Source organism: Leifsonia sp. NPDC058230 (assembly GCF_042882245.1).
Lineage (GTDB): Bacteria > Actinomycetota > Actinomycetes > Actinomycetales > Microbacteriaceae > Leifsonia.
Window position 1 is genome coordinate 704,779 of the sequence record NZ_JBHVWM010000002.1, and the last position, 23,919, is coordinate 728,697.

Annotated in this window: 22 protein-coding genes; 8 read left to right on the plus strand and 14 right to left on the minus strand. The window is 68.1% G+C overall.

The genetic code is table 11. The features are described from left to right. Window positions 1-57: 57 nt before the first annotated feature. The gene (locus ACFVV0_RS09005; RefSeq protein WP_387061298.1) at window positions 58-1,368 is read right to left on the minus strand and encodes a glycosyltransferase 87 family protein; all 1,311 of its coding nucleotides are present in this window, start codon (window positions 1,366-1,368) and stop codon (window positions 58-60) included. Window positions 1,369-1,469: 101 nt separating this feature from the next. Between ACFVV0_RS09005 and ACFVV0_RS09010 the strand changes: the two genes are divergently transcribed. After that, window positions 1,470-2,174: a YceI family protein gene (locus tag ACFVV0_RS09010; RefSeq protein WP_387061301.1), complete on the plus strand. Its 705-nt coding sequence runs from the start codon at window positions 1,470-1,472 to the stop codon at window positions 2,172-2,174. 3 nt (window positions 2,175-2,177) lie between these two features. Here the strand turns inward: ACFVV0_RS09010 and ACFVV0_RS09015 are convergent, their stop codons facing one another. Further along, complete coding sequence (locus ACFVV0_RS09015) at window positions 2,178-3,035, minus strand: NAD(P)H-hydrate dehydratase (protein ID WP_387061304.1); 858 nt, start codon at window positions 3,033-3,035, stop codon at window positions 2,178-2,180. Between the two features lie 72 nt (window positions 3,036-3,107). Between ACFVV0_RS09015 and ACFVV0_RS09020 the strand changes: the two genes are divergently transcribed. Both ACFVV0_RS09020 and ACFVV0_RS09025 read left to right on the plus strand, forming a co-directional pair. After that, complete coding sequence (locus tag ACFVV0_RS09020; RefSeq protein WP_387061307.1) at window positions 3,108-3,725, plus strand: HAD family hydrolase; 618 nt, start codon at window positions 3,108-3,110, stop codon at window positions 3,723-3,725. Between the two features lie 63 nt (window positions 3,726-3,788). Next, complete coding sequence (locus tag ACFVV0_RS09025) at window positions 3,789-4,871, plus strand: NADH:flavin oxidoreductase/NADH oxidase (protein ID WP_387061309.1); 1,083 nt, start codon at window positions 3,789-3,791, stop codon at window positions 4,869-4,871. Between the two features lie 13 nt (window positions 4,872-4,884). On the opposite strand, the gene ACFVV0_RS09030 is transcribed toward ACFVV0_RS09025, so the two are convergent. From ACFVV0_RS09030 to ACFVV0_RS09040, 3 genes are all read right to left on the minus strand, one after another. After that, window positions 4,885-5,922: a hemolysin family protein gene (locus ACFVV0_RS09030; RefSeq protein ID WP_387061311.1), complete on the minus strand. Its 1,038-nt coding sequence runs from the start codon at window positions 5,920-5,922 to the stop codon at window positions 4,885-4,887. Further along, window positions 5,915-7,219 (minus strand): hemolysin family protein, encoded by a 1,305-nt coding sequence (locus ACFVV0_RS09035; RefSeq protein WP_387061792.1) that lies wholly within the window; start codon window positions 7,217-7,219, stop codon window positions 5,915-5,917. Before ACFVV0_RS09035 ends, ACFVV0_RS09030 begins: the two co-directional genes overlap by 8 nt. Window positions 7,220-7,417: 198 nt before the next feature. Continuing rightward, a complete protein-coding gene (locus ACFVV0_RS09040) occupies window positions 7,418-8,869 on the minus strand; it encodes a GuaB1 family IMP dehydrogenase-related protein (protein WP_387061313.1) in 1,452 nt (483 codons plus the stop codon). Window positions 8,870-9,005: 136 nt separating this feature from the next. Between ACFVV0_RS09040 and ACFVV0_RS09045 the strand changes: the two genes are divergently transcribed. Together ACFVV0_RS09045 and ACFVV0_RS09050 are read left to right on the plus strand one after the other, a co-directional pair. Beyond that, the gene (locus ACFVV0_RS09045; protein ID WP_387061794.1) at window positions 9,006-12,869 is read left to right on the plus strand and encodes a multifunctional oxoglutarate decarboxylase/oxoglutarate dehydrogenase thiamine pyrophosphate-binding subunit/dihydrolipoyllysine-residue succinyltransferase subunit; all 3,864 of its coding nucleotides are present in this window, start codon (window positions 9,006-9,008) and stop codon (window positions 12,867-12,869) included. An 82-nt stretch (window positions 12,870-12,951) separates the two neighbouring features. Then, a complete protein-coding gene (locus tag ACFVV0_RS09050) occupies window positions 12,952-13,725 on the plus strand; it encodes a VOC family protein (RefSeq protein WP_387061315.1) in 774 nt (257 codons plus the stop codon). A gap of 33 nt (window positions 13,726-13,758) precedes the next feature. On the opposite strand, the gene ACFVV0_RS09055 is transcribed toward ACFVV0_RS09050, so the two are convergent. Together ACFVV0_RS09055 and ACFVV0_RS09060 are read right to left on the minus strand one after the other, a co-directional pair. Then, window positions 13,759-14,001: a zf-HC2 domain-containing protein gene (locus ACFVV0_RS09055; protein ID WP_387061317.1), complete on the minus strand. Its 243-nt coding sequence runs from the start codon at window positions 13,999-14,001 to the stop codon at window positions 13,759-13,761. Next, window positions 13,998-14,603 (minus strand): sigma-70 family RNA polymerase sigma factor, encoded by a 606-nt coding sequence (locus tag ACFVV0_RS09060; RefSeq protein ID WP_387061319.1) that lies wholly within the window; start codon window positions 14,601-14,603, stop codon window positions 13,998-14,000. Before ACFVV0_RS09060 ends, ACFVV0_RS09055 begins: the two co-directional genes overlap by 4 nt. Before the next feature lie 113 nt (window positions 14,604-14,716). Here ACFVV0_RS09060 and aroA point away from each other — a divergent pair, with 113 nt between their 5' ends. Genes aroA through bcp form a run of 3 tightly spaced genes read left to right on the plus strand, consistent with a single transcriptional unit; the run spans window position 14,717 to window position 17,623 of the window. After that, entirely contained in the window at window positions 14,717-16,078 is a 1,362-nt protein-coding gene (gene aroA, locus ACFVV0_RS09065) for a 3-phosphoshikimate 1-carboxyvinyltransferase (protein ID WP_387061322.1), read from the plus strand. Then, window positions 16,079-17,125, plus strand: coding sequence for a ribosome small subunit-dependent GTPase A (rsgA, locus tag ACFVV0_RS09070; protein WP_387061324.1), 1,047 nt, complete (start codon window positions 16,079-16,081; stop codon window positions 17,123-17,125). It abuts the gene before it with no gap. A gap of 24 nt (window positions 17,126-17,149) precedes the next feature. Further along, complete coding sequence (gene bcp, locus ACFVV0_RS09075) at window positions 17,150-17,623, plus strand: thioredoxin-dependent thiol peroxidase (RefSeq protein ID WP_387061326.1); 474 nt, start codon at window positions 17,150-17,152, stop codon at window positions 17,621-17,623. Window positions 17,624-17,629: 6 nt separating this feature from the next. Here bcp and ACFVV0_RS09080 read toward each other — a convergent pair whose 3' ends face one another. The 7 genes from ACFVV0_RS09080 to ACFVV0_RS09110 form a co-directional block, all read right to left on the minus strand. After that, window positions 17,630-18,394, minus strand: coding sequence for an ABC transporter ATP-binding protein (locus ACFVV0_RS09080; protein ID WP_387061329.1), 765 nt, complete (start codon window positions 18,392-18,394; stop codon window positions 17,630-17,632). Beyond that, on the minus strand, window positions 18,391-19,209 hold the full coding sequence (locus tag ACFVV0_RS09085; protein WP_387061332.1) for an ATP-binding cassette domain-containing protein: 819 nt from the start codon (window positions 19,207-19,209) through the stop codon (window positions 18,391-18,393). Before ACFVV0_RS09085 ends, ACFVV0_RS09080 begins: the two co-directional genes overlap by 4 nt. Continuing rightward, the gene (locus ACFVV0_RS09090) at window positions 19,206-20,093 is read right to left on the minus strand and encodes an ABC transporter permease (protein WP_387061335.1); all 888 of its coding nucleotides are present in this window, start codon (window positions 20,091-20,093) and stop codon (window positions 19,206-19,208) included. The genes ACFVV0_RS09085 and ACFVV0_RS09090 overlap by 4 nt, the downstream gene beginning before the upstream one ends. After that, on the minus strand, window positions 20,090-21,052 hold the full coding sequence (locus ACFVV0_RS09095; protein WP_387061338.1) for an ABC transporter permease: 963 nt from the start codon (window positions 21,050-21,052) through the stop codon (window positions 20,090-20,092). Before ACFVV0_RS09095 ends, ACFVV0_RS09090 begins: the two co-directional genes overlap by 4 nt. A 76-nt stretch (window positions 21,053-21,128) precedes the next feature. Continuing rightward, on the minus strand, window positions 21,129-22,628 hold the full coding sequence (locus ACFVV0_RS09100; RefSeq protein ID WP_387061340.1) for an ABC transporter substrate-binding protein: 1,500 nt from the start codon (window positions 22,626-22,628) through the stop codon (window positions 21,129-21,131). A 49-nt stretch (window positions 22,629-22,677) separates the two neighbouring features. Further along, entirely contained in the window at window positions 22,678-23,448 is a 771-nt protein-coding gene (locus ACFVV0_RS09105) for a DUF1684 domain-containing protein (protein WP_387061342.1), read from the minus strand. A 36-nt stretch (window positions 23,449-23,484) separates the two neighbouring features. Further along, window positions 23,485-23,916 (minus strand): hypothetical protein, encoded by a 432-nt coding sequence (locus ACFVV0_RS09110; RefSeq protein ID WP_387061344.1) that lies wholly within the window; start codon window positions 23,914-23,916, stop codon window positions 23,485-23,487. Window positions 23,917-23,919 lie beyond the last annotated feature (3 nt).

The following is a 23,919-nucleotide window of genomic DNA, read 5'->3' on the forward strand; positions in this document are numbered from 1 at the left end:
TTGCTCTTCGAACGATTGCCTCCAGCCTAGCCAGCCACCACCGGTCTTCGCTTCTGTCTAGACCTTTTGTGCGACCGGCTGCGACCTGAACGGCCACACCCCCTGGGGCAAGGCATCGCGCTCGCTGTCCGACGGATGCGCGCCCCGCAGCAGTGCGACCACCGCCCATCCGAGAATGACGAAGAACATCGCGTTGCGCACGGTCAGCACCGCGATGATCGCCGGCTGAACGGAGAGGACCGCGTCGTAGAAGAACGGGTAGATGACCTGAGTGAGCGCTGCCGTCACGGCGACGAGGATCGCCGGGGTGCGGAAGCCCCGCCCCTGGTAGACCAGCCCGATCAGCACGGGCGCCGCCAGCCAGGCGACGTACTGGGGCGACCCGACCTTGTTGAAGGCGATGAAGGCGGCGACCAGCGCCAGCGACAGCTCCGGCAGGATGCGCGTGACGCGTGCGCCCGCACGGACCGCTCGCACGCCGATCAGTACGACGACGACGACCGCGACGGCAAGGAGCGGACTCATCAGCGAGCTCGCCGTCGTCGTTCCGTCACCGGTCACCTGGAACGTGAGCAGTTCGCGGTCGTAGTAGACGAACGAGCCCGGCACGTGCAGGGCCGCCTGCCACATCCAGATCGTGCTGACGGGCGCCTCGATCTGGAGGCCTCTGCCGGTCTGCATCGTGATGAAGCTGACGACGTGCATCCCCGACCCGAAGACCAGCGCGACGATCACGATGACGAGGCTCGTGACTGCGGCGACGCCGAGGATGCGCCAGCGCGACCTGAGCGCGATCATCGCGGCCGCGATCAGTGCCGCCGGCCACACCTTGATCCAGGTCGCGAGGGCCAGCACGACCACGGCGACCCGCTCGTTCATGGTCAGCCAGAGCAGGCCGATGATCGCGAGGGCGACCGAGACCGAGTCGAGGCGGCCGACCGCGATCGGGCCGAGGAGCGCCAGGAAGGCGAGCCACCACCACGCAGCTCTGATGCGGCGGGGATTCCGCCCGATGATCAGCACGGCGAACGCGGCCGCATCGAACAGCAGCACCATCGTCAGCCACGCGCCGGTGTAGTTGTCGGGGCCGAGGAGGAGCGGCAGCATGACCGGCACGATGGCCATGATCGGGTACACCCAGTCGGTGTCGATGCCGACGATCGAGGTTCCCTGCGCCGCCAGTTGCGCCCACGGCTTGTAGACGAGGAAGACGTCGCCGAGCGGCATCCCGACCGAGTGCAGGCCGAGGAAGCCGACCAGGATGTGCACGGCCAGGAACGCGATCCACAGGCTGAACGGGCTGGCCGCCAGCCGCCCCAGCGTGCTCGTGCCTTCCGGCGCCGGATTCGGTGCCGGATCGTTCCCCATAGTCGCCCATCGTAGCGGCCCCGGATACGCGGCAACGCTTCACAGAACGACCATCGTGAACTCCCAGCAAGCCGCCATGACCAATGCATACTGTCGATGGCATGTCACCAGTGCGCACGTCGTCGAAGATCTGGATCGGCGTGATCGCCGGTGTCGTCGTGGTGGGCGCGGTCGCCGCCATCGCCGGGCCGTACGTATACCGTGACCTCGTCTCCGGCCCTCCTGCCGCCGTGCCGACGGTCGCGCTCACCGCCGACCCGAAGGCTGAGACCACGCTCGACACGGCCGACCTCAGCGGCACGTGGAAGGTGGGCGCCGACTCGTTCGCGGGCTATCGGCTGAAAGAGGTGCTGAACGGCGTCGATGTCACGGTCACCGGCCGCACCTCGAAGGTGTCCGGCGACCTCACGGTCGACGGGCTCACCTTGACGCAGGCGAAGGTGACCGTCGAGGTGGGAAGCATCGCCACGGATGAACCGGCGCGCGACGCCTACTTCCGTTCGAGCGCCTTGCAGACCGACAAGTTCCCTCAGGCCACGTTCACCCTGACGCAGCCCGTCACCGCGACGGGAACGCCGAAACCCGGCGACGTGCAGACCCTGCAGGCCACCGGCGAGCTCTCCCTGCACGGAGTCACCAAACCGGTCACCGTGGAGCTTCAGGTGGGCCTCAACGGAAATGCCGGTCAGCTGAGCGGGAGCATCCCGATCACGTTCGCCGACTTCGGCGTCGATGCGCCTGACCTCGGCTTCGTCACAGTGGAGAAGACGGGGTCGGTCGAGTTCCTGCTCAACCTGGAGAAGTAGCGGTCAGTCCTGCCGGTCGAGCGTCTCACGCACGATCTGGGGCAGGGCCTCGGCGATGTCGAGTGCCACGATGGGTCCGCCGGACGACGCCCGCGCGCCCGCGCGCCCGTGCAGATACGCGGCGGTCGCGGCCAGGGACGGGAGAACGGATGCGTCTCCGCCGGCGAGCTCGCGGGCGTGCGTGGCCAGCAGCGCACCGAGCACGCCGCCCAGTACGTCCCCGCTGCCGGCCGTAGCCAGCCAGGACGGACCCGCGGTCACCGCGAACCTCGAGCCCTCGGGGCTCGCCACGTACGTCGTGTGACCTTTCAGCAGCACGGTGACGCCGAGGATGGTGCTCGCCCGAGCCGCCCAGCCGCCCGGGTCGGCGGCGATGTCGTCCGCTGTGACCGCATCCGGATCGTCGTCCGCTCTGGAGGCGAGAACCCCGGCGAGTTCGCGATAGTGCGGGGTGATGACGACCGGACCCGTGGCCTGCGGCACCAGGTCGAGGGCTCCTGCGTCGATGACGATCGGGGTGCCGTCGCTCACGGCCGCCTTCAAACGCACGGCATCATCCTGAGGGCGCGATCCGGCATCCATCCCGCTGCCGACGAGCCACGCCTGCACCCGCCCGGGCGCCGTCACGACTTCGGGCCTCCTGTGCAGCACGAAGTCGGCCGCGCGCTGCGCGCCGCGATAGCGGATCATGCCGAGACCGGTGCGGGCGGCCGCCTCCACCCCGAGCACAGCAGCGCCCGGATACAGGTCCGACCCGGTGACGACGCCGAGCACGCCGCGCGCGTACTTGTCGCTCGACTCCGTCGGCACCGCGATCCACCGAGCGGACTCCACACGGCCCCAGCTCTGCCAGTTCTCCACAGTTTCTCCGCTCCGCGCATCCTCGCCCCTGCCTTCACGATAGGTTGAAAACGACGGAAAGAGGACAGCGGCATGGGCATCAGCATCCCCGGCAAGGTCATCGTGTTCGACTACGGAGAGGTGATCTCGGCCACTCCGACCGAGGCCGACCGTCTGCAGTTGACCGAGATCGCCGGCGGCGAGGCGGAGGTCTTCTGGCCTGCGTACTGGCGTCACCGTGACGCGCTCGACCAGGGCACGCTGACCATCCAGGAGTACTGGCGCGGCATCGAACGCGAACTCGGCGAGCACTGGGGCGACGCCAAGGTGCACCGTCTCTGGCTCGCCGATTTCCGCAGCTGGCTGAGCATCGATCACGACACCCTCGACGTGCTGATCGACCTGCGCGACGGCGGAACGCGCATGGCGCTGCTCTCGAACGCGGGGCGCGACTTCGGCTCGTACTTCCGGCACGGGACTCTCGGCGACCTCTTCGAGCAGGTCTTCGTCAGCGGCGAGCTCGGCACCATCAAGCCGAGCGCCGACATCTTCGAGGTCGTACTCAGCGAACTCGCAATCACTCCCGAGCAAATGGTCTTCATCGACAACAAAGACGTCAACGTGCAAGGCGCAGAGGCGCTCGGCATCGCGGGACACGTTTTCACCACGGCTTCCGATCTCCGGGCATATCTGGAGACGCTCGCAGCTTGAGAGAAGGTGGGGTGCCTCTGGTGCCCCTCCGCCACGACCGGCACCACGATAGGACTCTGCTTCATGCCCACGCTCTTCGACCAGCTCACGCTCCGCGACGTCACCGTGCGCAACCGCATCTGGACCTCGCCGATGTGCCAGTACTCGGTGCTCGACCACTCGGGCATCCCCCAGCAGTGGCACCTGGTGCACCTCGGGTCGTTCGCCGTCGGCGGCAGCGGTCTGGTGTTCAGCGAGGCGACGGCCGTGAGCCCCGAGGCACGCATCTCCCCACGCGACACGGGCATCTGGACAGACGAGCAGCGGGATGCGTGGAAGCCGATCGTCGCGTTCGTCGCCTCCCAGGGCGCGGTGCCCGGCATCCAGCTCGGGCACGCCGGCCGCAAGGCCTCGACATGGCCGGCCTGGGGCTTCGAAGACCGCACGGGATCCGTCCCCATCGAGGAGGGCGGATGGAGCACCGTCGCGCCCTCCGCGATCCCGTTCGGCGACGATGACGAGCCCAACGAACTCGACCTCGCCGGCATCGACAAGATCGTCGGCGACTTCCGCGCGGCCGCTCGCCGTTCGGTCGACGCCGGATTCCGGGTGATCGAGCTGCACGCGGCACACGGCTATCTCCTGCACCAGTTCCTCTCTCCGATCGCCAACCACCGCAGCGACGAGTACGGCGGTTCGCTCGAGAACCGCGCCCGGCTGATGCTGCGCGTCGTCGAGGAGGTCCGTGCCGAGGTCGGCGACGGCGTCCCCCTCTTCATCCGGTTCTCGGCCAGCGACTGGACCCCGGGTGGCTGGGACGAACAGCAGACCGCGACGGTGGCGGGCTGGGCCGAAGAGGCAGGAGCCGACTTCTTCGACATCTCCTCCGGCGGCATCCAGTCGGGCATCCGCGTCCCGCTCGAACCGGGCTATCAGGTGCCCTTCGCGGCCCACGTGCGAAGCTCAGCCGAAGTGGAGGTCAGCGCCGTCGGCCTCATCACGACCCCGCAGCAGGCGTCGGCCATCGTCGAACGTGGCAAGGCCGACGCGGTGATGCTCGCCCGCGAGGCTCTGCGCGACCCGCACTTCACCCTGCGTGCCGCGCACGAACTCGGAGTGGACCTCGACTACTGGCCCGCGCAGTACCTGCGCGCCCGCTGGCACTGACAGCTCAGCGCACCTAGGCCCGTCGGGTCGCGTCCTGGACCTCACCGACGAGCTCCTCGATGATGTCCTCGAGAAAGAGCACCCCGGTCGTCTCGCCCTCCGCATCCACGACGCGCGCGAGGTGGACGCCGGAGCGGCGCATCGTCGCCAGCGCATCCTCGAGGTCGCTGTCGGAGAAGACCGTGACGAGACGACGGATGCGCTTGGCCGGCACGGGCAGCTCGAAGCCCGTCTCCTCCAGGTCGAGCACATCCTTGAGGTGGAGGTAACCCGTCGGCTCGCTGGAGGCATCCGGCACGATGTAGCGCGAGAATCCGTGCTTGGTGACCGCCTTCTCGACATCGGCCGGAGTGGGCGACGGCGGCAGGCCAACGAGTGAGCCCAGTCCGACGGCGACGTCGCGTGCCTTCTTCGAGGTGAACTCGAACGCAGCGGTAAGGGCTCCGGTGTGGTCCGTCAGCACGCCTTCACGTGTCGACTGGCTGACGATGGTCGCCACCTCGTCGAGCGTGAACGTGCTGGCCGCCTCCGCCCTGGGCTCCACCCGGAACAGGCGGAGAACCCCGTTGGCGCTCGCGTTCAGCGCGACGATGATCGGGCGCACCGCGCGGCCGATCGCGACGAGCGGCGGCGCCAGCAGCAGGGCGGCCCGGTCGGGCATCGAGAACGAGATGTTCTTCGGCACCATCTCGCCGAACACGACGTGCAGGAACGAGACGATCACCAGCGTGACGATGAACGCGATGGTCCCGATCACCTGGTCGGGCCAGCCGGTCAGGTGCAACGGCCCCTCCAGCAGGTGGTGGATGGCCGGTTCGGACACATTCAGGATCAGCAGCGAACAGACCGTGATGCCGAGCTGGGTCGTCGCCAGCATGAGAGTCGCGTGCTCCATCGCGTAGAGAGCGGTCTTCGCGCTCCGCTTGCCGCGTTCGGCCAATGGTTCGATCTGCGACCGTCGAGCGGAGATCACCGCGAACTCGGCCCCGACGAAGAAGGCGTTGACGAGCAGGAGCACGACAAGCCAGACGATGCCCGCCCAGTCACTCATGGTCGACCTCCCCCGCCCGCTCCGGGTCAGGCGTGTACCGGATGCGGTCCACCCGCCGTCCGTCGAGCCGCTCGACCCGCAGCGTGCCGCCGTCGATCGGCACCTCGTCGCCGACGACCGGCAGGCGGCCGAGCTCGTTCATCACGAATCCGGCGACCGTCTCGTACGGGCCGTCCTCCGGCACTGTCACACCGGCACGCTCCTGCAGTTCGTCGGGTCTCAGGATGCCAGGGAACGTCAAGGAGTCGCGCCCGCGCACCACGCCGGCACGCGTGCGGTCGTGTTCGTCCGCCACCTCGCCGACGATCTCCTCGACAAGGTCCTCGAGCGTGGCGATGCCGGAGGTGCCGCCGTACTCGTCGACCACGATCGCCATCTGGTAGCCGCGGGCGCGGAGTTCGCCGAGCAGGGTGTCCAACATCATCGTCTCGGGAACCCGCAGAGCGTCGGTCTGCAGGGCGGAGACGGGGACGCGGGAGCGGCGTGCCCGCGGCACGGCGACGGCCTGCTTGATGTGCACGATCCCGACGATGTCGTCGATGTCCTCGTCCACGACCGGGAAGCGCGAGTATCCGGTTCTCCGGGCGAGATCGATCACCGCTTGCGCGGACTCGCTCCGTTGCACGGTCGAGATGCGCGGACGCGGGGTCATCACATCGGCGGCCGTGCGGCTCGAGAACGCGAGCGTCCGGCTGAGCAGCGTCGCGGTGTCCTCCTCGAGGAGCCCGGCGCTCGCCGAGCGCCGCACGAGCGACGACAGCTCCTCTGCGGTGCGCGCGCCGGACAGTTCCTCCTTGGGCTCGATGCCGAAGAGCCGCAGCACAGCGTTCGCCGTCCCGTTGAGCAGCGCGATGAACGGCTTGAACACGACGGTGAACATCGTCTGGAACGGGATCACCAGCTTCGCGGTCGCGATCGGGAGTGCCAGCGCGAAGTTCTTGGGCACGAGTTCGCCGAGGATCATCGACAGGAGAGTCGCCACGATGATCGCCACCGTCGTTCCGATCGGCGAGACGGCTGCCTCCGGAATCCCCATCCCCGTCAGGGGACCGCTCAGCAGCGAGCTGATCGCGGGCTCCATGGTGTAGCCGGTGAGCAGCGTCGTCAGCGTGATGCCGAGCTGGGCGCTCGACAGGTGCGTCGAGGTGATCTTCAGCGCGGCGATGGTCATCGACAACCGCGTCTCGCCACGCGCACGACGTGCTTCGAGTTCACCGCGATCGAGGTTGACGAGAGCGAACTCGCTGGCGACGAACAAGCCGGTTCCGACGGTCAGCAGGAGGCCGACACCGAGCATCACCCACTCATAGACCACGGCGGTCACCGCGTTTCCGGCTTACGTGGCCGCCGATGGCTCGCGAGACCTCAGGCCTCGCGGAATCGAATGGGCTCTGCGCAGAAGGGGGGTCGTCCATTTCCCGCCAAGTATAGCGACACGGCCGCGGTCCCAGCCTGGGAGCGCGCCAGACGATGGCGCATCACCGGCTCCTTGTCCTCACCAGGAGACGGGGAGCGCCTTGCCCTCTTCGTACCCGGCCGCCGACTGGATGCCGACGAGCGCCCGGTCGTGGAACTCGGCCACCGTGCGCGCACCCGCGTACGTGAACGAGCTGCGCACCCCCGTGGTGATCATGTCGAGCAGATCCTCCACCGAAGGACGCAGCGGGTCGAGGGCGATGCGCGAACTCGAGATGCCCTCGGCGAAGAGCGTCTTGCGGGCCAGCTCGTAGGCGTCCAGGCGCTCGAACCGACCCTGGACGGCCTTGGTGCTCGCCATGCCCCAGCTCTCCTTGTAGAGGGCTCCGCTCGCATCCGTGTTCAGCAGTCCGGGCGCCTCGATCGTGCCGGCGAACCACGAGCCGATCATCACGGATGCGCCACCGGCGGCGAGCGCGAGGGCGACGTCGCGGGGGTACCGCACCCCGCCATCCGCCCAGACGTGGGCGCCGAGTTCGCGCGCCGTCTGCGAGGTCTCGAGCACCGCCGAGAACTGCGGGCGGCCGACCGCGGTCATCATGCGGGTGGTGCACATGGCACCCGGGCCGACACCGACCTTGAGGATGTCGGCGCCGGCTTCGACGAGGTCGCGCACGGCCTGCTCCGTGACGACGTTGCCCGCGACGATCGGCAGCCCCAGGTTCAGGCCCTTGACGGTGCGGATGGCGCTGCGCATCCCCTCCTGATCCCCGTGGGCCGTGTCGATGACGAGAACGTCGACGCCGGCCGCGGCCAGCGCCTTCGCCTTGCTGGCCACGTCGCCGTTGATGCCGATGGCGGCGGCGACGCGCAGGCGCCCGTGGGAGTCGACCGCCGGCTGGTAGATGGTGGAGCGCAACGCGCTGCGCTGGCTGAGGGTCCCGACCACTCTGCCGTGGTCGAGCACCGGAGCGAATTCGATGCCCGCGGCGCTCATCACGTCGAAGGCGGCTCTGCCGTCGGTGATGTCCTCCGCGTCGAGCGAGGTGAGCGCACCGTGCAGGAGGTCGCCGAGCCGCGCATCCGGGAGGGCCGACCCCAACGTCGAGGCCGCGACGGCGCCGAGGTAGCGTCCCTCGCCGTCGCCGTCACCGTCACGGATGACGATGCCGTGTCCCTCGACGGCCGGCACCCGGCGCAGGGCGTCGGCCACGGTCTCGTCGGGGCTGAAGATGAAGGGGGTGTCGAAGGCGACCGGCTGCGCTTTCACCCAGCGGATCGCGTCGTCGAGGTCTTGGAGGTGCATGTCCTGCGGCAGGACCCCGAGGCCGCCGCGGCGCGCGAGGGTGGCGGCGAGGCGTTTTCCCGTGACCGAGTTCATATTCGCCGACACGACGGGGATGGTCGCGCCGGTGCCGTCGCCGGGCGCCAGGGACACGTCCAAGCGGCTCGTCACCGACGACCGGGAGGGGACGAGGAACACGTCGGAGTACGTGAGGTCGTGCAACGGAGTCGTTCCATAGAACTGCATGGGAATAACGCTATCCCTCCCGGCCGATCGCCCGCACCCGTCCTCCGATGGGATTAGGCTTGATGACTGGATGGATGCGGACGGTCACGAGCCGTCCGGTCGCAACGAGATCGATGGAGAGAGTGGGCGAACGGCTGTGTCGAGCCAGTTGACCGGAGTGGGAACCGACGACGGATCGTCGGGCGAGTTCGGAGCCAATGAATGGCTCGTCGACGAGTTGTACGAGCAGTTCATCGTCGACAAGAACTCGGTCGACAAGTCCTGGTGGCCGATCCTCGAGAGCTATCACCCCACGGTCAAGGACGACGCGCAGGCGTCGATCCCCTCACCGGACGAGACGCCTGCCCCGAACCCGGCGGAACCGACCGTGCCGGCGCCGACCGAACCGAACCCGGCGGAACCGACAGAGCCGAATGCGCCGTCTCCCGCCGAGCCGACGACGCCGTCGGTCCCGACCCAGTCCACCGAGCCCCGCCCCGTCACCGCCCCCATCCCCGTGATCGGCACGCAGCCGGTCGCTCGCACCACATCGATCGCGCCGAAGCCGCAGCCCGTTCCGGCTGACGCTCCGGTCACCGCACCGCAGACCGTCGTCACGGCGGACACCGACGGCACCGCCGAAGAGCCTCAAGACAAGGTCACCCCGCTGCGCGGCATGGCGAAGACCCTCGCGACCAACATGGATGCGAGCCTCACCGTTCCGACCGCGACCAGCGTTCGCACGATCCCGGCCAAGCTGATGATCGACAACCGCATCGTGATCAACAACCACCTGAAGCGTGCGCGCGGTGGCAAGGTCTCCTTCACCCACCTCATCGGCTGGGCGCTCGTCCAAGCGCTCAAAGAGTTCCCGAGCCAGAACGTCTACTACGACGAACCCGACGGCAAGCCCTCGGTCGTCGCGCCGGCGCACGTCAACCTCGGTATCGCCATCGACATCCCCAAGCCCGACGGCACCAGGGCGCTGCTCGTCCCGAGCATCAAGCGCGCCGACACGATGGGCTTCGGCGAGTTCCTGGCCGCCTACGAAGAGCTCATCGCCAAGGCGCGCTCCAACAAGCTCACGGCGGCGGACTTCGCGGGAACGACCCTGTCGCTCACCAACCCGGGCGGCATCGGCACCGAGCACTCCGTTCCGCGTCTGATGAAGGGGCAGGGCTGCATCATCGGCGCCGGCGCCCTCGAGTACCCGGCCGAGTTCCAGGGCTCCAGCGAGAAGACGCTCGCCGGCCTCGCGATCGGCAAGACGATCACCCTCACCAGCACCTACGACCACCGCGTCATCCAGGGCGCCGGTTCGGGCGAGTTCCTCAAGATCGTGCACGAGATGCTGATCGGCAAGCGCAGCTTCTACGAAGACATCTTCTCCGCTCTGCGCATCCCGTACGACCCGATCCACTGGGCGCCCGACATCAGCGTCGACCTCGCAAGCGCCGTCGACAAGACGGCCCGCGTGCAGGAGCTCATCAACGCCTTCCGTGTGCGCGGTCACCTCATGGCCGACATCGACCCGCTCGAATACGTACAGCGTTCGCACCCCGACCTCGACATCGCCACGCACGGCCTCACCTTCTGGGACCTCGACCGCGAGTTCGTCACCGGCCAGTTCGGCGGCGACAAGCGGCAGATGAAGCTGCGCGACATCCTCGGCGTGCTCCGCGACTCGTACTGCCGCACGGTCGGCATCGAGTACATGCACATCCAGGACCCCGCCCAGCGCAAGTGGTTCCAGGACAAGCTGGAGCGCGGCTACGAGAAGCCGTCGCACGACGAGCAGCTGCGCATCCTCGGCAAGCTGAACGAGGCCGAGGCGTTCGAGACCTTCCTGCAGACCAAGTACGTCGGCCAGAAGCGCTTCAGCCTCGAGGGCGGCGAGTCGACCATCGCCCTGCTCGACACCATCCTCCAGGGAGCGTCGGAGGCCGGGCTCGAAGAGGTCGCCATCGGCATGGCGCACCGTGGCCGGCTCAACGTCCTCACCAACATCGCCGGCAAGACCTACGGTCAGATCTTCCGCGAGTTCGAGGGGACGCAGGACCCGCGCACCGTGCAGGGTTCCGGCGACGTCAAGTACCACCTCGGCACCGAGGGCACCTTCAAGGGCGCGGACGGCGAGGAGATCCCCGTCTACCTGGCCGCGAACCCCTCCCACCTCGAGGCCAACGACGGCGTGCTCGAGGGCATCGTGCGCGCCAAGCAAGACCGGCGCGCGCCGATGACCTTCCTCACGCTCCCGGTCCTCATCCACGGCGACGCGGCGATCGCCGGCCAGGGCGTGGTCGTCGAGACGCTGCAGATGTCGCAGCTGCGCGGCTACCGCGTCGGCGGCACGATCCACGTGAACATCAACAACCAGGTCGGCTTCACCACCTCCCCGAGCGAATCCCGCTCGTCGGTGTACTCGACGGATGTCGCCAAGACCATCCAGGCCCCGATCTTCCACGTGAACGGCGACGACCCCGAAGCCGTGGTGCGCGTGGCGCAGCTCGCCTTCGACTACCGTCAGGAGTTCAAGCGCGACGTGGTCATCGACCTCGTCTGCTACCGCCGTCGCGGCCACAACGAGGGCGACGACCCCTCGATGACGCAGCCGCTCATGTACAACCTCATCGAAGCGAAGCGGTCGGTGCGCCGGCTCTACACCGAGGCCCTCGTCGGTCGCGGCGACATCACCCAGGAAGAGTTCGAGCAGGCCCACCGCGACTTCCAGGAGCGCCTCGAGCGTGCCTTCATGGAGACGCACGCGGCCCAGACCAACTCGGTGCCGGTCGTCACGGGCGACGTGGACACGGTCGCCGACCTCGAACTCCCGGCCGCTCAGCAGAACGATGGCGCGGGCGAGCCCGAGACCACCGGTGTGAGCGAGCAGGTCATCCACCTCATCGGGGACGCGTTCGACAACCCGCCTGCCGGCTTCACCGTGCACCCCAAGCTCCAGCAGCTGCTGACCAAGCGCCACGACATGAGCCGCAACGGCGGCATCGACTGGGGCTTCGGCGAGTTGCTGGCGCTCGGCTCGGTCCTGCTCGAGGGCACCCCGGTGCGCATGGCCGGCCAGGACACCCGGCGCGGCACCTTCGTGCAGCGTCACGCTGTGCTTCACGACCGCTCCAACGGCCAGGAATGGCTGCCGCTCGCCAACCTCAGCGACAACCAGGCAAAGTTCTGGATCTACGACTCGCTTCTCAGCGAGTACGCCGCGATGGGCTTCGAGTACGGCTACTCGGTGGAGCGAGCGGATGCCCTCGTGCTCTGGGAGGCCCAGTTCGGCGACTTCGCCAACGGCGCCCAGATCATCATCGACGAGTTCGTCTCCTCGGCCGAGCAGAAGTGGGGCCAGCGCTCCTCCGTCGTATTGCTGCTACCGCACGGCTACGAGGGCCAGGGGCCCGACCATTCGAGCGCCCGCATCGAGCGGTACCTGCAGCTCTGCGCCGAGAACAACATGACGGTCGCCCGTCCCTCGACGCCGGCGTCGTACTTCCACCTGCTCCGCCGGCAGGCCTACGCCCGCCCGCGTCGGCCGCTGGTGGTCTTCACACCGAAGGCGATGCTGCGGCTCCGTGGCGCGACCAGTTCGGTGGAGGAGTTCACGAGCGGCAAGTTCGAGCCTGTCATCGACGACGCGCGCATCCAGGATCGCGGTGCTGTCAAGCGGGTGCTGATGATGGCCGGCAAGCTCTACTACGACCTGCTCAACGAGCTGGAGAAGAACCCGAACCCCGAGATCGCGCTCGTTCGCGTCGAGCAGTTCTACCCGCTGCCCGCCGAGGAGCTGAAGGCCGTCGTCGATTCCTACCCCGGCGCGGAGCTGGTGTGGGTTCAGGACGAGCCCGAGAACCAGGGCGCCTGGCCGTACATGATCCTCGAGACGTCCAAGCTCGGCCCCCGCCCCCTCAGTGTGATCTCCCGGCCGCCGTCGGCCTCGCCTGCCGCAGGCTCGGCGAAGCGTCACGCACAGGAGCAGAGCCTGCTCGTCCAGCGCGCACTCACGCTGTAGGGCGCACGCACGACGAAAGGGCCCCGTACCGAAAGGCGCGGGGCCCTTTCGTCGTTGCGGGTGCAGACGTAGGCTGCCTCACATGACCGTGCTGACCACTCATCGTCTCGGCGAACCCTGCTGGATCGACTACGCGAGTTCAGACCTGGACGCCTCCCGTGAGTTCTACGCGAGCCTGTTCGGCTGGGAGGCTGACGTAGCGGCGCCCGAGTACGGCGGCTACGTCACGTTCCGTTCGAACGGGCATCCGGTCGCGGGGATGGGTACGGCGATGGAGGGCATCCAGCCGAACGTGTGGACCACCTACCTCCTCGTCGAGGACGCATCCGCCACCGAGAGCGCAGCCGTCGAAGCGCACGCCGAGGTCTCCGCGCCGACCATGACCGTGGGCGACCAGGGAGCAATGGCGATCGTCACCGACCCCGGCGGAGCGGCGATCGGCCTGTGGCAGCCGAACCGGTTCCGCGGGTTCGAGGTCGTCGGCGAGGCGGGCGCGCCCACCTGGCACGAGCTGTACGCCCGGGACTACGCGGCCCAGGTCGAGTTCTACACGAAGACGTTCGGATGGAGCACGCAGGTTCTCGGCGACACCGCCGACTTCCGCTACTCCACCTACGGGCCGGAAGGGGCACCGGTCGGCGGGGTCTTCGACGCCGACAAGATGCTGCCCGACGGAGTCGCGTCGCACTGGACGATCTACTTCGGGGTCGACGACGTCGACGCCGCCTGCGCACGCGTGGTCGAACTCGGCGGAAGTGTCATCCGCGACCCCTGGGACAGCGAGTTCGGCCGCTTCGCGCAGGCGAACGATCCCCTCGGCGGTCTGTTCTTCCTGCAGCATCTGCAGGGGCGCTGACCCGGGCGCTGACCTGGGCTGGCCGGGCCGAGCCTAGTGCGTGGCCTGGATGGCGCGGATCCTCAGCAGCACCTCGGTGCGCAGCGTAGCCGGCGCAGTCTCCTTGCACGCGCGCTGCACCACTTCGGTGAGCACGACGTTCAGGTGTGCCTCGTCTGAGCATCCGTCGCAGTTGGCGAGGTGTTCGCGGATGTCCGCAGCATCTTCGCTGCGGAGCTCGTTGCGAAGGTACTCCTCGAGGTCCTGCTTGGCCTTGTCACAGCCGCAGTCTGTCATTTCTTGCTCCCCGGATTCTGCACGGCGGACAGTCCCCGCTCGTGCGCGTAGTCGGAAAGAAGCTCCCTGAGCATCCGGCGGCCGCGGTGGAGGCGGCTCATCACGGTGCCGATCGGAGTCTTCATGATGTCGGCGATCTCTTGGTAGGAGAAACCTTCGACGTCGGCGAAATACACCGCCATCCGGAAGTCCTCCGGGATGGCCTGCAACGCGTCCTTGACGGCGCTGTCGGGCAGGTGGTCGATTGCCTCGGCCTCAGCGGACCGGGTGGTCGACGACGTGAACGACTCCGCACCGCCGAGCTGCCAGTCCTCCAGCTCGTCGATCGTGCCCTGGTACGGCTCGCGCTGCTTCTTGCGATACGTGTTGATGAACGTGTTGGTGAGGATGCGGTACAGCCACGCCTTCAGGTTCGTGCCCTGCTGGAACTGCCGGAAGGCGGCATACGCCTTGACGTACGTCTCTTGCACCAGGTCTTGCGCGTCGGCCGGGTTTCTGGTCATGCGCAGGGCGGCCGCGTACAACTGGTCCATGAACGGCAGGGCCTGCTCTTCGAAGAGGGGGCCCAGGTCGTCGGAGGCGGGTTCGTCGGTGGTGGTCATCACGGGCCAGTCTAGTTCTGCCAGTGCGTCCACACTGGGAGAGTCCAGAACGGCGGTCACGGATACCACGACGGTCCTTCCTTCGGTCGAAAACGCGGATAATCTTGACAACAATGCTGATCTCGAAATATTCCGCTCCCGAGTTCGATCCGTACGGCGACAACCGCCACGACGAGCCGAACAAACTGTGGCCCGCCCCTGTCGCGAGCGGCCCGTTGAGCGCGTCCGTCTCGCTCCCCGGTTCGAAGTCGCTGACCGCCCGTGAGCTCGTGCTCTCCGCCCTGGCCGACGGGCCGTCCCTGCTCCGTGCGCCCCTGCACTCGCGTGACACGACGAACATGGTCGAGGCGCTCCGCTCGCTCGGGGTCGGCATCGAGGAGAAACCCGCCAGCGGAGAGTTCGGTGCCGACCTGCTCGTCACTCCCCCGGAGGAACTCCTCGGCAGCACCACGATCGACTGCGGGCAGGCCGGAACGGTCATGCGGTTCGTGCCGCCGATCGCCGGACTGGCGCTGGGGCCGACGATGTTCGATGCCGACGACTCCGCGCGCGGCCGGCCGATGGGAGCGATCATCTCCTCCCTGCGCGCACTCGGCGTCGACATCAATGACGACGGGCGCGGCTCGCTGCCGTTCACAGTGCACGGCATGGGATCCGTCACCGGAGGGTCGATCCAGATCGACGCCTCCTCGTCGAGCCAGTTCGTGAGCGCCCTGCTGCTGTCGGCATCCCGCTTCGAGGACGGCCTCGACCTCACGCACTCCGGCGAGCGCCTGCCGAGCCTGCCGCACATCCAGATGACGATCGCGACCCTCGCCGCCCGCGGCGTGACCGTCGATTCGCCCGAGGTCGGGCGCTGGATCGTGTCGCCGGGCACGATCGGCGCGCTCGACGTCGACATCGAGCCCGACCTCTCCAATGCGGCGCCGTTCCTCGCTGCCGCGGTCGTCACCGGCGGCTCGGTGACGATCACCGGCTGGCCCGGGGAGACCACCCAGGTCGGCGCCGACCTCGCCGAGCTCCTGCCTCTGTTCGGCGCGACCGTCACGCGCGAGAGCGACCGTCTCACGGTCACCGGCGGCGAGAGCATCCGGGGCATCACCGTCGACCTCAGCACCGGCGGCGAACTGGCTCCTGCGCTCGTCGCGATCGCCGCACTTGCGGACGGCCCCAGCGAGATCACCGGGATCGGGCACATCCGCCACCATGAGACCGACCGTCTCGCCGCCCTCGCGGCCGAGATCAACGGGCTCGGCGGCGCCGTGACCGAGCTCCCCGACGGGCTCCGCATCGAACCGCGCCCGTTGACGGGTGGGGTCTGGCGCAGCTACGAGGACCACCGCATGGCCACCGCTGGCGCGATCATCGGCCTGGCCGTCGCTGGCGTCGAGATCGAGAACGTCGCGACGACCGCCAAGACACTGCCCCAGTTCACTCAGCTCTGGCAGCGCATGGTCGAGGAAGGCACCGCATAGATGTCGTGGTGGGCGGACGAAGACGACGATGAGGACGTGCTCGACGCATACGACGAAGCGAGCATCCGCAGCCGTCCCAATCCGAAGGGCAACCGTCCCCGCAGCAAGCAGCGCCCCGAGCACACGGATGCGCAGATCGCGCGGGTGCTCGGCGTCGACCGCGGCAGGTACACGATCCTTCTCGACGAGAACACGCCCGACGAACGCCAGGTGACCTCGACGCGCGCGAGCGAACTGCGGCGGCAGGCGATCGTGACCGGTGACCGGGTGGCGGTCGTCGGGGACACCACCGGCGACGAGGGCACACTCTCCCGGATCGTCCGGATCGAGCCCCGCAGGACGCTGTTGCGCCGCAGCGCAGACGACACCGACGAGGTGGAGCGTGTCATCGTCGCGAACGCCGACCAGATGCTCATCGTGGTCGCCGCGGCCAACCCGGAGCCGCGCACGCGCCTGGTCGACCGCTACCTCGTCGCTGCCTTCGACGCGGGGATCGAGCCGATGCTGTGCGTCACGAAGATCGATCTCGCCGACCCGGCGCCGTTCCTCGAGAACTTCGCCGGGCTCGACCTTCCGGTGTTCACGAGCAGGGAGGACCACATCCCTGTCGACGAGATCAAGGCCGCGCTCGTCGGGCACGACACGGTCGTCGTCGGGCACTCGGGCGTGGGCAAGTCGACACTGGTGAACGAGATCGTGCCGGGCGCGATGCGGGCCACCGGCCACGTGAACGTCGTGACCGGTCGTGGACGGCACACGTCGTCCTCCACGGTCTCGCTGCGGGTCGAGAACGAGAACGGGCGCGGCTGGGTCATCGACACCCCCGGTGTGCGGTCGTTCGGTCTGGGGCATATCAACAGCGACAGCATCCTCAAAGCGTTCACCGACCTCGCCGAGATCGCCGAGGACTGCCCGCGCGGGTGCACCCACCTGCCCGACGCTCCGGACTGCGCGATCATCGAGGCCGTCGAGGCCGGGCGCCTCGGCGACACGGGCCGAGCACGGCTCGACTCCCTCCAGCGTCTGCTGGCGACCTTCGCGACCTGACCGCGTATCCGGGAGAATGGATGCATGGAGACCAAACTCGAACCCGGTACCGCCGCCCCCACGTTCACCCTGACCGACCAGAACGGCAAGGACGTGTCGCTCGGCGACTACGCCGGCAAGAACGTCATCGTGTACTTCTACCCGGCGGCCATGACCCCCGGATGCACCACCGAGGCCTGCGACTTCCGCGACAACCTCAACTCACTCGCCGAGGCGGGCTATCAGGTGCTCGGCGTCTCGAAGGATGCGCCGGCCAAGAACAAGCAGTTCCAGGAGCAGGAGCACCTCAACTTCCCGCTGCTCTCGGACGAGGACCTCGCGGTTCACCGCGCCTACGGCGCCTACGGCGAGAAGAAGCTGTACGGCAAGACTGTCACCGGCGTGATCCGCTCGACGTTCGTGCTCGACCCCGACGGCAGCGTCCGCCTTCCCCTGTACAACGTTAAGGCGACCGGTCACGTCGCGAGCCTGCGCAAGAAGCTCGGCCTCGACGCGTAGCGCGCGCTAGGCCGGGAGCCTCGGCACGGAGTCGAGCAGCGTGCGCGTGTACGGATCGGCGGGCGACCCCAGCACCGTTCGTGTGTCGCCCTGCTCGACCACGCGTCCGCCGCGGAGCACGACGGTCTGCTCGCACAGGGCCGCTACCACGCCGAGGTCGTGGGAGACCATCACCACGGTCAGACCCTCGCGCGTGCCGAGCTCGGCCAGCAGCTCCATGATCTGGATGCGGGTCGTCACGTCGAGCGCGCTCACCGGCTCGTCGGCGAGAAGGATGCGCGGGCGCGAGACCACCGCGCGCGCGATCGCGATGCGCTGGCGCTGACCACCGGAGAACTCGTGCGGGTACCGGCGGGCGGCGTCGGCAGGAAGACCGACGGCTTCGAGGGCCTCGGCGACCCGCTGGGCGGCTTCGGCTCCCCGTGCGATACCGAGGGACCGGAGCGGCTCCGCGATGATGCGGCCGACGCTCTGACGCGGGTCGAGCGAGGAGTACGGATCCTGGAAGACGGTCTGCACGCTGCGACGGAACTCGCGCATCCTCGCCCTGTTGCGTCGGTCGAGGGGCGTGCCGTCGAACAGGACCGCACCGCTGGTCGGGCTGCTCAGCCCGAGGAGCAGGGACAGCACGGTGGTCTTTCCGGCCCCCGACTCCCCGACGATGCCGACGTTTCGGCCGTGCTCGACCGCGATGGACACCCCCTCCAGGGCTGGTCGATCGCTCCGGCGGTAGGTGAACCCCGCGTCGCGGAGCTCCAGGACGGTGCTCATGACACCTCCAGGGCCGCATCGAGCTGCCGGGCGCTGCGCACCAGTTCGACCGCGTACGGGTCGCTCGGCGCGCTCAGGATGCGATCGATCGGGCCCTCCTCGACCACCCGGCCGCCCCGGAGCAGGAGGGCGTGGTCGGTCATGCGCGAGACGACGGCGAGGTCGTGACTCACGAAGATGAGGGCCATCCGCCGTTCCGCGACGAGCGAGTCGAGGAGCGAGAGGATCTCCTCCTGCACGGTCACGTCGAGCGCCGTCGTCGGCTCGTCCGCGATCAGCAGCCGGGGCTTGCAGGCGAGGGCAGCGGCAATGGCGACGCGCTGGCGCTGACCGCCGGAGATCTCGTGCGGGTAGGCGTGCGCGATCCGCTCCGGTTCGGGTAGCCGCACTTCGGCCAGCGCTTCGAGAACAGCCGATCGGAGCGCGGCCCCGCGGAGACCGAGATGCCGGCGCAGCGGTTCGGCCACTTGTCTGCCGAGCCGCATCAGGGGGTCGAGTGCCGTGAGCGGCTCCTGGAAGACGATCGATGCGACGCTGCCGCGGACCCCGACGAGATCGCGTTCCCGAGCACCGATCACCTCCACGCCGTCGAGGATCGCGCTCCCGGATGCGACGAGCCCGCCCGGAAGGAGGCCGGTCACCGCGAACGAGGTCAGCGACTTGCCCGAACCGGATTCGCCGATCAGGCCGAGCCTCTCCCCCGGCGCGATCGAGAACGAGACATCGCTGACCAGCGGGACCCCGTCGCTCGAAGCGACCCCGAGCGAACGGACATCGAGGATGGGCGCGTCGGACGCGACCGTCGCTGCACTCATCGCGACCTCCTTCTGGTCGGATCGGCCACATCCCGCAGACCGTCGGCCACGAGGTTCACTCCGATGACGAGGATGACGAGCGCGACCCCGGGTGCGATCGCGCCCACCGGCGCGACCGCCACGGTGCCCTGCGCCTCTTGCAGCAGCCGGCCCCACGAGGCGTTCGGCGGCGGCGCGCCGAGACCCAGGTACGACAGACTCGCCTCGGCGAGCACGGCGACTCCGAACTGCAGCGCGAGGTTCACTCCGAGCGTCGGCCAGATGTTGGGCATGATGTGCCGCCCGATCACGCCGAACCAGCTCGTTCCCGACGTGCGGGCAGCCGTCACATACTGCTGTGAGAGCACGCGTTTGGCGAGCACCCTGGTGAGTCGTGCGACGACCGCCGACATCGCGAGACCGATCGCGAGAATGGCCGTCGAGAGCGATGCGCCCTGCGCCGCGACGATGAGCATCGCGAGCAGCAGCGTCGGGAAGGCGATCAGGATGTCGAGCGCCGCCGAGATCGTGTCGTCGAGCCAGGTCGTCGCGAACGCCGCGAGGAGCCCGAGCGTGATGCCGATCACGGCGCCGATCGCGACGGACCCGGCGCCGACCGCGAGGGCGATGCGCGCTCCGACCATGAGCTGGGAGAGGAGGTCGCGACCGAGCTTGTCGGTGCCGAGCCAGTGCGTGGCGTCCGGATGCTCGAGCCGGCCGCCCGACGTGTCGCTCGGCGCGAACGGCAGCCAGAAGAACGAGACGACCGCCACCGCGACCACCAGCCCGACCAGGACGAGCCCGAGCGTCAGCGTCACCGAGCGGCGTCTCCGGGTGCGCGGCACCGCCGCCGAGGCGGGTCCCGTCTCACCGGCGTGCGCCGCCTGATCGACGATCGCGCTCATCGATTGCCCGAGATGCTCAGCCGCAGCCGCGGATCGATGAGACGCTGAACGACATCGGCCGCGAAGCCGATCAGCAGCACGGCGAAGGTGCTGACGAAGAGGATGCCCTGGATGTTCGGATAGTCGTGCTGCTCGATCGCCCGCAGCAGCATGCTGCCGAGCCCGGGGAGCGTGAACACACTCTCGACCACGACGGCTCCGAGGAACGTGGTCGCCAGCTCGATGCCCAGGATCGAGATCACCGGGACCGCTCCGTTGCGCACCCCGTGGCGCCGCATCGCCTGCCCGAAGGTGGCCCCGAGAGCTCGCGAGTTGCGCAGGTAGTCGCTGCCGATCACATCGAGGGTCGCGCTGCGCACGTAGCGGGCGATCGAGGCGCTCATGACGATCGCGACCGTGATCACCGGAAGAGCCAGCGAGGTGAGCGCTGCGGCGGGGTCGGCCCAGTCGTCGCGCGGAAAGCCGCCGGACGGAAACCAGCGCAGGTTGATCGAGAACGTGCTGACGAGCAGAATGCCCACCCAGAACACCGGAACCGCGATGCCCAGCTGCGACACCGCCGACAGGGCGATGCCGTACCAGGTGCCCGACTTCCAGGCCGCGACGAAGCCGATCACCAGGCCGAGAGCAAGCGCGAGCACGAACGCCAGCAGGGTGAGCGGGATGGTGACCGCCAGTCGCGAAGCGATCTCGGGTGCGACAGGCAGCGACGAGATGAACGACTGGCCGAGGTTCAGGGTCAGCATGGCGCCGAACCAGCTGAAGAACTGCGCGATCAACGGCTGATCGCTGCCCACCTGGCGCTTCGCCGCCTCGATCTGCTCGGGCGTGGCGTTGACCGAGAGCAATGCATTGGACGGGTCGCCCGGAAGCACCCGCAACAGGAAGAACAGGACGACCATCGCCAGGGCGAGCGAAACCACCAGGAAGGCGAGGCGACGCACGATGTAGATGGCCATGATGTTCTTAAGCGTAGGTGCCCGGGGAGCCGCGATCCGGCCCCCCGAGCATCCAGTGGATAACGAGTCCCTGTGACTACTTCTTGACGATGTCGTACACGTAGAACTGCGAGTTCAGCCCGTTCACGGGGTAGCCGCTCACCGAGCTGGACGCCACCACGATCTGCGGATAGAGGTAGAGCCAGGCGCTGGCCGCATCCTTCGCGATCTGCTCGTTGACGAGCTTGAGCTTGGCCGTCTGCTCCTCTGTGCTGCTCGCCTGCTCGGCCTCGTTCACCCACTGGGTCACCTGCGGGTTGTTGTAGCCCCAGTAGAAGTCAGGGTCGCCGTACCAGACCACATCGCGGTCGTTGACGTGCTCCTGCAGGGTCGCCTGGAAGTTCTGGTCTTTGAACACCTTCGAGTACCACTCGTCGGCAGAGATCGAGTTGATGTTCACCGTGATCCCGACCTTCGCGAGGTCACTCTTCAGGAACTCCGCCACCGCGGGATGCGGGTCGTACGTCGGGGTGTCGAGCGTGAACGAGAAGCCGTTCGGGAAACCCGCCTCGGCGAGCTCTTTCTTGGCGAGGTCGACATCGTACGGGTTCACCGAAGTGAGGTTCTCGTACCAGGGGTCGCTCGGCGGCACCATCGAACCGATGAGCGTTCCGTAGTCGCCCCAGATCGAGTTCAGCAGCTTCTTCGTGTCGATGGCCGAGTACACGGCCTTGCGCACCTCGACGTCGTCGAAGGGGGCGACGCGATCGTTGAAGGCGAGCAGCTCCTTGGTGGTCGACTTGCCGTCGCTGATCGTGTAGTCCTTGTTGCCGTCGAACTGGGTGAGCGCATCCGGGCTCTGGATGCTCGTGACGATGTCGACCTCGTTGGTCAGCAAGGCGTTCGACAGCGCAGTGGCGTCGGTGAAGTAGTCGAAGACGACCTCCTTGTTCTTCGCCTCGGTTCCCCAGTAGTCGCTCGAGCGCTCGAGGCTCAGCGAGCTGCCGCGCTTCCAGGTGCCGAGCGTGTAGGGACCGGTGCCGTCTTCGGCGGTCTTGTAGTTCTTCGCACCGGGGCCCATGATCCACACGTAGCTGAGGTTGTACGGCAGCGAGATCGAGCGGCTCTTCAGTGTGATTACGACCGTCTTGTCGTCCGGAGTGTCGATCTTCGAGATCACGGCGAGCTGCGACTTGCGCGCCGACTGCGAGTCGGCGGCTGTCACGCGTTCGATGCTCGACTTCACGGCCGAGCTGGTCAGCGGCTCACCGGAGTGGAACTTGACGCCATCGCGCAGGGTGAACGTGTAGGTGAGGCCGTCGGCGCTGGTCTCGTACTTGGTGGCGAGCAGAGGCTCGACCTTGCCCGCGTCGGTGAGCTTGAACAGGCCCTCGTAGACGTTTCCGTTCAGGGCCTCGGTCACGCCCTGGCCGCCACCGGCGGTGTTGTCGAGGTTCTGCGGCTCGTAGAGGGAGCCGACCGCGATCGACGCATCGGCGCCGGAACCGCTGGACGAAGAAGCGCCCGCGCACCCGGCCAGTGCGAGTGCGGTCGCAACGGCCGTGGCGAGCACGGCGATCAAGGGGGTCTTTCTCAACGGAGTTCTCCTGTGTGCTGTGTGTGAAATGAAGTGAGGGTGAAAAACGTCAGTGCGCGAAGCCGTCGCGGAAGACGACCTGCTTCTCGCCGGCCTCGACGGGCAGCGCGAAGCGGTTGTTCCGCGGCGGGAGCGGACAGTTGTACTGGTCGCTGAATCCGCACGGGGGCACGAATGCCTGGTTGAAGTCGAGGATCACACGGTCGCCGACGTGCTCGACGAAGAGGAAGCGACCGGATGCGTACGTTCCGCCGGAACCGGGCAGGCCGTTCGTCGCGTCGCCGAACACGAGCAGGAGCGTGCCGTCGTCGTCGAAGGCGCTCAGGCTGTAGTCGACGCCGTCACGGCTGAACGTGATGTCGCCCGGCACGACGAGGTCGCGCGTCCCCCCGTTGTCGCGGATGTGCTCGAACGCGACGCGGCGTTCGCCGGCGACGGGGGTGAAGTCGGCCTCGATGACCCAGTCGGGGTTGAAGGGGAAAGCTGTGATCGTCTCGAATTCCCGGATGGCCGGAGAGTTCGCGTCCCAGAGCCGAATCCCGCGCTGGGGCTCGCCGGTCTCGAGGTCGGTGCGCGACAACTCTGTGGCGGTGACCGTCGACGGGTGACCGGCCAGTGCATCCTGCGCCGTCGTCTCATCGCCCGGCTGCAGCCAGCGGGTCTCGATCAGGCTCAGGTTGCCTGTGGGGCCGACGACGGACGCGAGGCGACCGGATCGCCAGGCCGCGTGAGCGGCGCGTGAGCGTTCTACTGTCGCGGGGCTGGCAAGGGCGGATGCGGGAGCCTCGAGGGCAGACGATTCAGACACGATATTTGCCATAACGCCTTCAGTCTCGAACTTGTTCCCGCTGTTCTCCTATTCGTGTTGCGTGGTGTTGCGCGTCGTTGCTCTGACGACCTGCGGGGTCAGGGCGAGCACGATGCCGGCGAGCGCGGGGACGAGCAGCGCCCAGCCGAGATCGGGACGGGCGTAGAAGCCCTGGAAGCTGCCGACAGCGACGGCGATCTGCAGCACCTGAATGGTCACGGCGGATGCGCGTGACCAGCCGCGGCACTGCAGCGCGGCGATCGCCGTCGCAGCGATCCACACCGCGGTGAGCGCGACCAGAACGAAGATCGCGATCGCGCTCGCGTACGATTCCGGAACCACCGTCAGCAGCTCGACGAGCAGCCAGACGGCCGCTCCGGTCACCAGCAGGGCCTCGAGCATGAGGATCACAGCGAGCGCGATCAGCAGGGGTGGACGGGCGGACTTGGCCTGCTCGGGGGTCGGGTCTACGTCATTCATGGG

What these genes read in the sequence shown, in the direction of transcription:
- ACFVV0_RS09020 (WP_387061307.1), top strand. Translation starts at nt 3,108, where the DNA reads ATGGGCATCAGCATCCCCGGCAAGGTCATCGTGTTCGACTACGGAGAG.
- ACFVV0_RS09110 (WP_387061344.1), bottom strand. Translation starts at nt 23,916, where the DNA reads ATGAATGACGTAGACCCGACCCCCGAGCAGGCCAAGTCCGCCCGTCCA.
- ACFVV0_RS09085 (WP_387061332.1), bottom strand. Translation starts at nt 19,209, where the DNA reads ATGAGTGCAGCGACGGTCGCGTCCGACGCGCCCATCCTCGATGTCCGT.
- ACFVV0_RS09060 (WP_387061319.1), bottom strand. Translation starts at nt 14,603, where the DNA reads ATGACCACCACCGACGAACCCGCCTCCGACGACCTGGGCCCCCTCTTC.
- aroA (WP_387061322.1), top strand. Translation starts at nt 14,717, where the DNA reads ATGCTGATCTCGAAATATTCCGCTCCCGAGTTCGATCCGTACGGCGAC.
- ACFVV0_RS09040 (WP_387061313.1), bottom strand. Translation starts at nt 8,869, where the DNA reads ATGCAGTTCTATGGAACGACTCCGTTGCACGACCTCACGTACTCCGAC.
- ACFVV0_RS09025 (WP_387061309.1), top strand. Translation starts at nt 3,789, where the DNA reads ATGCCCACGCTCTTCGACCAGCTCACGCTCCGCGACGTCACCGTGCGC.
- ACFVV0_RS09030 (WP_387061311.1), bottom strand. Translation starts at nt 5,922, where the DNA reads ATGAGTGACTGGGCGGGCATCGTCTGGCTTGTCGTGCTCCTGCTCGTC.
- ACFVV0_RS09080 (WP_387061329.1), bottom strand. Translation starts at nt 18,394, where the DNA reads ATGAGCACCGTCCTGGAGCTCCGCGACGCGGGGTTCACCTACCGCCGG.
- ACFVV0_RS09035 (WP_387061792.1), bottom strand. Translation starts at nt 7,219, where the DNA reads ATGCTCGGTGTCGGCCTCCTGCTGACCGTCGGAACCGGCTTGTTCGTC.
- bcp (WP_387061326.1), top strand. Translation starts at nt 17,150, where the DNA reads ATGGAGACCAAACTCGAACCCGGTACCGCCGCCCCCACGTTCACCCTG.
- ACFVV0_RS09055 (WP_387061317.1), bottom strand. Translation starts at nt 14,001, where the DNA reads ATGACAGACTGCGGCTGTGACAAGGCCAAGCAGGACCTCGAGGAGTAC.
- ACFVV0_RS09050 (WP_387061315.1), top strand. Translation starts at nt 12,952, where the DNA reads ATGACCGTGCTGACCACTCATCGTCTCGGCGAACCCTGCTGGATCGAC.
- ACFVV0_RS09005 (WP_387061298.1), bottom strand. Translation starts at nt 1,368, where the DNA reads ATGGGGAACGATCCGGCACCGAATCCGGCGCCGGAAGGCACGAGCACG.
- ACFVV0_RS09090 (WP_387061335.1), bottom strand. Translation starts at nt 20,093, where the DNA reads ATGAGCGCGATCGTCGATCAGGCGGCGCACGCCGGTGAGACGGGACCC.
- rsgA (WP_387061324.1), top strand. Translation starts at nt 16,079, where the DNA reads ATGTCGTGGTGGGCGGACGAAGACGACGATGAGGACGTGCTCGACGCA.
- ACFVV0_RS09010 (WP_387061301.1), top strand. Translation starts at nt 1,470, where the DNA reads ATGTCACCAGTGCGCACGTCGTCGAAGATCTGGATCGGCGTGATCGCC.
- ACFVV0_RS09105 (WP_387061342.1), bottom strand. Translation starts at nt 23,448, where the DNA reads ATGGCAAATATCGTGTCTGAATCGTCTGCCCTCGAGGCTCCCGCATCC.
- ACFVV0_RS09095 (WP_387061338.1), bottom strand. Translation starts at nt 21,052, where the DNA reads ATGGCCATCTACATCGTGCGTCGCCTCGCCTTCCTGGTGGTTTCGCTC.